The organism is Streptomyces sp. NPDC054841, from assembly GCF_053611045.1.
The window spans coordinates 1-6,236 of record NZ_JBSGZO010000480.1 but is presented as its reverse complement, the minus strand read 5'-3'; the positions used below and the strand labels follow the sequence as shown (position 1 = coordinate 6,236).

7 protein-coding genes are annotated in these 6,236 nt (G+C 71.7%); 3 read left to right on the top strand and 4 right to left on the bottom strand.

The annotated features are described in order from the left end of the window. The 3 genes from ACWGI8_RS37180 to ACWGI8_RS37170 all read left to right on the top strand — a co-directional run. On the top strand, positions 1-537 hold a 537-nt coding region (locus ACWGI8_RS37180; protein WP_453667852.1), incomplete at its 5' end, for an ABC transporter permease. Continuing rightward, positions 534-1,208, top strand: coding sequence for an ABC transporter permease (locus ACWGI8_RS37175; protein ID WP_453667853.1), 675 nt, complete (start codon positions 534-536; stop codon positions 1,206-1,208). The genes ACWGI8_RS37180 and ACWGI8_RS37175, both read left to right, overlap by 4 nt. Then, the gene (locus tag ACWGI8_RS37170) at positions 1,205-2,167 is read left to right on the top strand and encodes an ABC transporter substrate-binding protein (protein ID WP_453667851.1); all 963 of its coding nucleotides are present in this window, start codon (positions 1,205-1,207) and stop codon (positions 2,165-2,167) included. The genes ACWGI8_RS37175 and ACWGI8_RS37170 overlap by 4 nt, the downstream gene beginning before the upstream one ends. An 83-nt stretch (positions 2,168-2,250) precedes the next feature. Here the strand turns inward: ACWGI8_RS37170 and ACWGI8_RS37165 are convergent, their stop codons facing one another. The 4 genes from ACWGI8_RS37165 to ACWGI8_RS37150 form a co-directional block, all read right to left on the bottom strand. After that, positions 2,251-3,414, bottom strand: a complete 1,164-nt coding sequence (locus tag ACWGI8_RS37165) for an ABC transporter ATP-binding protein (RefSeq protein ID WP_453667850.1) — start codon at positions 3,412-3,414, stop codon at positions 2,251-2,253. Positions 3,415-3,512: 98 nt separating this feature from the next. After that, complete coding sequence (locus tag ACWGI8_RS37160; RefSeq protein ID WP_453667849.1) at positions 3,513-4,364, bottom strand: HpcH/HpaI aldolase/citrate lyase family protein; 852 nt, start codon at positions 4,362-4,364, stop codon at positions 3,513-3,515. Then, positions 4,361-5,593, bottom strand: a complete 1,233-nt coding sequence (locus ACWGI8_RS37155; protein ID WP_453667848.1) for a CaiB/BaiF CoA transferase family protein — start codon at positions 5,591-5,593, stop codon at positions 4,361-4,363. Before ACWGI8_RS37155 ends, ACWGI8_RS37160 begins: the two co-directional genes overlap by 4 nt. A gap of 98 nt (positions 5,594-5,691) precedes the next feature. Beyond that, the coding region (locus tag ACWGI8_RS37150; RefSeq protein ID WP_453667847.1) for a PfkB family carbohydrate kinase at positions 5,692-6,236 on the bottom strand (545 nt) is incomplete at its 5' end.

Below are 6,236 nucleotides of genomic sequence, written 5' to 3'. Positions count from 1 at the left end.
CTCGCCGTCGCGGCACGCCGCTGGCGCTGGGCCGCCGGACCCGTGCTCGGAGTGACGACGATCCTCTACACGATCCCGTCGCTCGCGATGTTCTCGCTGCTGCTCCCGCTGTACGGCCTGTCCGCGTCGCTCGTGATCGCGGGCCTCGTCCTCTACTCGCTGACCCTCCTGGTGCGGAACATCCTCGCGGGACTGCGCTCCGTGCCCGAGGAGACCCGGCAGGCCGCACGCGGCATGGGCTACGGTCCCGTACGCCTGCTCCTCACCGTCGAGATGCCCCTCGCCCTGCCCGCCGCGATGGCCGGGCTGCGGATCGCGACGGTCTCCGCCGTCTCCCTCGTCACGATCGGCGCGATCGTCGGCTTCGGCGGCCTCGGCAACCTCATCTACTCCGGGATGAACACCTACTTCAAGGCCCAGGTGCTCACCGCCTCAGTGCTCTGCGTGATCATCGCCGTCGTCGCCGATGTCGTACTCCTCGGCGTCCAGCGGCTGCTCACCCCGTGGATGAGACGGTCCCGGCGGGCCGCCGCATGAACACGCCGGCCCAGACCTGGGACTGGCTGACCAGCTCCGCCAACTGGTCGGGCGACAACGGCGTGTGGAACCGGCTCGGCCAGCATCTCCATCTCACCGTCGTCTGTCTGCTGATCAGCTGCGTGATCGCACTGCCCGTCGCTCTCGTCCTCGGGCACCTCGGCAAGGGCGGCGCGCTGGCCGTCAACATCTCCAACGTGGGCCGGGCCGTGCCCACCTTCGCCGTACTGGTCCTGCTGCTGCTCAGCCCCATCGGCACCTGGGGCGACTGGCCGACGATCATCGCCCTGGTGCTGTTCGCCGTACCGCCGCTGCTGACCAACGCGTACGTGGGGATGCGCGGCGTCGACCCGGACGTCGTGCGGGCCGCCCGGGGGATGGGCATGACCGGCATCCAGATGCTGCTGCGCGTGGAACTCCCGCTCGCGATGCCCCTGATCCTCACCGGCGTACGGATCGCCGCCGTGCAGCTCGTCGCCACCGCGACCATCGCCGCGCTCGCCGGCGGCGGCGGGCTCGGCCGGATCATCACGGCGGGCTTCAACCTCGCCTCCACCCCGCAGGTCGTCGCCGGCGCCGTCCTCGTCGCCGTCTTCGCGCTGCTCGTCGAGGCGGTCTTCGTGGCCGTGGAGCGGCTGGCACCCGCGTGGGCACGGGGGACAGGAGCATGAGGCCGCTCCGTACGCTGCTTCTCCTCCTGCTCCTTGCGGCCGCGGCCCTGCCGGCGGTGACCGGCTGCACCACGGGACCCTCCCTGGAGAACCAGGGCGAGGTGACCGCCTCGCCGGGCGACAGCAGGCATCTGACCATCGGCTCCGCCGGATTCACGGAGAGCGACCTGCTCGCCCGGATGTACGCCCTGCTGCTCGAGCAGGCCGGGTACCACACGCGGATCATCTCCGTCACCAACCGTGAGATCTACGAACCCGCCCTGGAGAGCGGCCAGATCGATGTCGTGCCCGAGTACGCGGCGACCCTTGGGGACTGGCTCAACGCCAAGGTCAACGGTCCGGGGGCGCCGGCCGTCGGCACGCCCGACCTCACCGCCACCATGACCGCGCTGCGCTCCCTCGCCACCCCGCGCGGCCTCATGGTCCTCGACGCGGGCAAGGCGGTCGACCAGAACGCCTTCGCCGTCACGGCGGAGTTCGCTCGCATCCATCATCTGAAGACGCTGAGCGACCTCGGCAGGTCCAAGCAGCCCGTACGCCTCGCCGCGGGCGACGAATGTGTCCAGCGGCCGTACTGCGCCCCCGGGCTGAAGCAGACGTACGGCATCGACATCACCGGGATCGACCCCAAGGGCGTCGGCACCACCCAGGCCAAACAGGCGGTCCAGTCGGGTCAGGACCAGATGGTCCTGACCACGACCACCGACGCCACCCTCGACGACTTCGGCCTGGTGCTCCTGCAGGACGACAAGCGATTGCAGAACGCCGACTACATCGTCCCCGTCGTCAATCGTGCACGGGCGGGCGGCGAAGGCGTCACCAAGGCCCTGGAAAGGCTGAACTCCGTACTCACCACGGCGGACCTCGCCAGGCTCAACGAACAGGTCGACAGCCGGCGCCGGCTGCCCGAGGACGTCGCGAGGGAGTACCTGGAGTCCAAGGGGCTGCTCCTGCGGTGAAACCCTGCCACTTCACCCGTCCCACGGTGGCCCGGCCCGCGCCGGGTCCGGGCCTCCCGCATACGACCGGCCTCACCGGCGTGTCAGGCGTCCGACACCGAGTCGAAGTCGACCTCGTCGCGCGCCACGCCCTGCGCGTCCGCGTCGACCGAACGGCGCAGCGCCTCGTGCAGTTTCGCCGGGGTCAGCACCCCTGCGAAGCGGGCCCCGTCCACCACCGCGACCCAACCCGCGTCGTGCTGCAGCATCTCGCTGAACGCCTGCTTCAGCGGTGCCCCGAGCGGCACCCAGGCTGCCATCCGCCGCGCCAGATCACCGACCGTGCCCTGTTCCCCGGCGATGGACAGGGCCTCCGCGGAAACCCAGCCGTGCAGGTCACCCGCGGCGCCGAGCACCACCGCCCAGCGGGCGTCCTCGGTCCGCAGCCGGGCCGACGCCTCCTTGGCCGGCTCGTCGACGCGTGCGACCGCCGGCTGCTCCAGGTCGTCGGCCTCGATCTCGGTGACCGAGAGCCGCTTGAGCCCACGGTCGGCGCCGACGAACTGCGCGACGTAGTCGGTCGCGGGTGCGCCGAGCACGGCCCCGGGCGTGTCGAACTGCTCGATGCGGCCCTGTCCGTACACGGCGATACGGTCGCCCATCCGTACCGCCTCCTCGATGTCATGGGTGACGAGCAGCACCGTCTTGCGGACCGTCTCCTGGAGGTTCAGGAACTCGTTCTGCAGCCGTTCCCGCACCACCGGGTCGACCGCGCCGAACGGCTCGTCCATCAGCAGTACCGGCGGATCGGCCGCCAGTGCGCGGGCCACGCCCACCCGCTGGCGCTGGCCGCCGGAGAGCTGAGCCGGATACCGCGAGCCGTATGTCGACGGGTCGAGTCCCACCAGGTCGAGCAGCTCGGCGGCGCGTGCCCGGGCCTGCGCCTTCTTCCAGCCGATCAGCGAGGGGACCGTCGCGGTGTTGTCGAGGATCGTCCGGTGCGGGAAGAGCCCGACCTGCTGGATGACATAGCCGATGCGGCGGCGCAGCTTGACGGGGTCGACGCCGGAGATGTCCTCGCCGTCGACGAGGATGCGGCCCGACGACGGCTCGATGAGCCGGTTCACCATCATCATCGTGGTCGTCTTGCCGCAGCCGGACGGGCCCACCAGGGTGACCAGTTCTCCCTCGGCAACCTCGAAGGACAGGTCGTCCACGGCGGTCGTACCGTCCGGGTAGACCTTGCTGACCTGCTCGAACCGGATCATGGGTCCACGCTAGGCGCGGCCGGAGCGGGACGCACACGCGCCGGGACCGGCAAGACGACGCCGGAGAGCACGGTCAACGGGCTGAACTCCGTCTCTTGTCATGACCCTTGCGAGGCTCTGTGCGAGGCTGCTATCCAGAAACAGTTAGGAAAGTTTCCTGCCAGTCCCCTCCCGTGGAGATCCCCATGAGACCGGCACGTTTCTGTTTGCGCTCGCTCGGCGGAGTCGGAGCCGTCGTGGCCGCTCTGCTCCTCGGCGTCACCGCCGCGCCGCCGGCCCCGGCGGCTCCCGCACCGGTGGCCGCCCCCGCCGCCGTCACCCATGAAGCCGAGAGCGCGGCCATGGGCGCAGGAGGCCGCGAGGCCGTCCAGGTCACGGATGTCCGGGTACACCGACTGCGTCGGCGGGGCGAGTCCGGCCGCGCGGGCCGCGACCACGATGCGGCTGCGCGGCCAGTCGAGGCCGGTGTCGTTGCGTACCCCCAGGTCCGCGCGGAGATCCGCCTCGCCTAGCGCGATCCCGCGTACGGCGGGATCGGCGGTCGCGATGGCGTAGGCGTGCTCGACGCCCCCCGCCGATTCGAGCAGCGCGTACAGCTCCGTCCCCGGTGCCAGCTTCGCCGGACCCCGGATGTCAGTGGCGTGTGCCACCTTGGGGATACGCAGAGCCGACAGGCCGGGCAGGGGGGCCAGCGCGGTGATGTCCCGCTCTGCGTGGATGCGGACATGGACCGGTACGGGCTGGGGGGAGGTGAGAAGTTCGGCGGTCGCTTCGAGGGCGTACGCCTTGCGGTGCGGTGCGACTGCGTCCTCGAGGTCGACGATCACGATGTCGGCCCCGGAGGACAGGGCCTTCTGGACGACTTCGGGCCGGTCTCCGGGGGCGTACAGCCAGGTGAGCGGAAGGCCTCGGGGGCGGAGGCCCCGGGGGGTGACAGCCAGCGGGGTCATAGCGCGCCTTCGCTGCGCAGGGCGGCGATGCGGGCAGTCGTGAGCCCGAGTTCGGTGAGGACGGCTTCCGTGTCCGCGCCGTGCGGCCGGCCGGCCCAGCGGATGCCACCAGGAGTCTCGGAGAGGCGGAAGAGGATGTTCTGCATACGGATCGGACCGAGTTCCGCGTCGGGGACCTCGGTGACGCTGTCCAGCGCGCGGTACTGGGGATCGTTCATGACGTCGCGGATGTCGTAGACGGGGGCTACCGCGGCCTCCGCCTTGTCGAACGCGGCGAGCACCTCGTCACGGTTGTGGCGGGCGATCCAGCCGCCTACCGCCTCGTCGAGTACGTCGGCGTGCTCCGCCCGGCCGCTGCCGGACCTGAACCACGGCTCGCGGGCCAGCTCGGGCCGGCCGACCAGCCGCACGACGCGTTCGGCGACGGACTGCGCGGAGGTGGAGACGGCGAGCCAGGTGCCGTCGGCCGCGCGATAGGTGTTGCGCGGGGCGTTGTTGCCGGTGCGGTTGCCGGTGCGCGGCTGGACGTAGCCGAGCTGGTCGTACCAGATGGGCTGCGGGCCGAGGACGGTGAGGATGGGTTCGATGATGGCCATGTCGACGACCTGGCCTCGGTCGGTGGCGGCGCGGGCGGTCAGCGCGGTCATGACGGCGTAGGAGGTGGCGAGTGCGGCGATCGAGTCGGCGAGGCCGAAAGGAGGGAGTGTGGGCGGACCGTCGGGTTCGCCGGTGATGGCGGCGAAGCCGCTCATCGCCTCGGCGAGGGTGCCGAAGCCGGGGCGGTGGCAGTACGGGCCGAACTGACCGAAGCCGGTGACCCGGGCCAGGACGAGACGGGGGTTGGCCGAGGAGAGCTCCTCCCAGCCGAGCCGCCACTTCTCCAGAGTGCCGGGGCGGAAGTTCTCGATGACGACGTCGGCGGTGGCGGCGAGCCGGAGCAGGGTCTCGCGGCCGCCCGGCGTGGACAGATCGAGCGTGATGGTGCGTTTGTTGCGGCCGAGCAGCTTCCACCACAGGCCGACACCGTCCTTGTCGGGACCGTGACCGCGTGACGGGTCCGGTTTACGGGGGTGTTCGACCTTGATGACGTCGGCGCCGAAGTCACCGAGCATCGTCGCGGCGAGCGGGCCGGCGAAGAGAGTGGCGAGATCGAGGACGCGCAGTCCGGCGAGCGGACCGTCTCCGGCGTGCTGGCGGGCGGCGACACCGTCGGCGTCGGGGTCGTGCATGGGGGCTCCTTGCGAGGCTCCTGCGGGGCTTTGCGTGGGCTCGGGGCTCGGGACTCGTTGCTCGTGTTCGTGCGGCGACAGCGGTACGGGGACGGCGGCTACCGGCCGGTCGTCACGCCCTCCGTTCCCGCGTCGATCTCGGTGCGGTACGGCATGGAGGACGAGGCGCCCGGGCGCTGGACGGAGAGCGCGGCGGCCGCGGAGGCCCAGGCCATCGCGGCGGGCATCGGCCTGCCCTCGACGATGGCCACCGCGAGGGCTCCGACGAAGGTGTCGCCCGCGGCGGTCGTGTCGACGGCGCGGACGCGGGGGGCCGGGACCGTGACGGGTTCCGCGCCGCGGGCGGCGTAGAGGCTGCCCGCGGCACCGAGGGTGATCACCACCTCGGGCACCTGGCGGAGCAGCGCCTCGGCGGCGGCGTGCGGGTCGGCGGTGCCGGCGAGAGCGGCGGCCTCGTGCTCGTTCGGCACCAACAGGTCGGTGGCGACGAGCAGTTCGGGAGGCAAGGGCTGCGCGGGCGCCGGGGTGAGGATGGTCCGCACCCCGTGGCGGCGGGCGGCCTCGGCACCGGCGATCACGCCGCTGAGGGGGAGTTCGAGCTGGAGGAGGAGGGCGTCGGCGCCGGCGATGAGGGTCTCGTCAC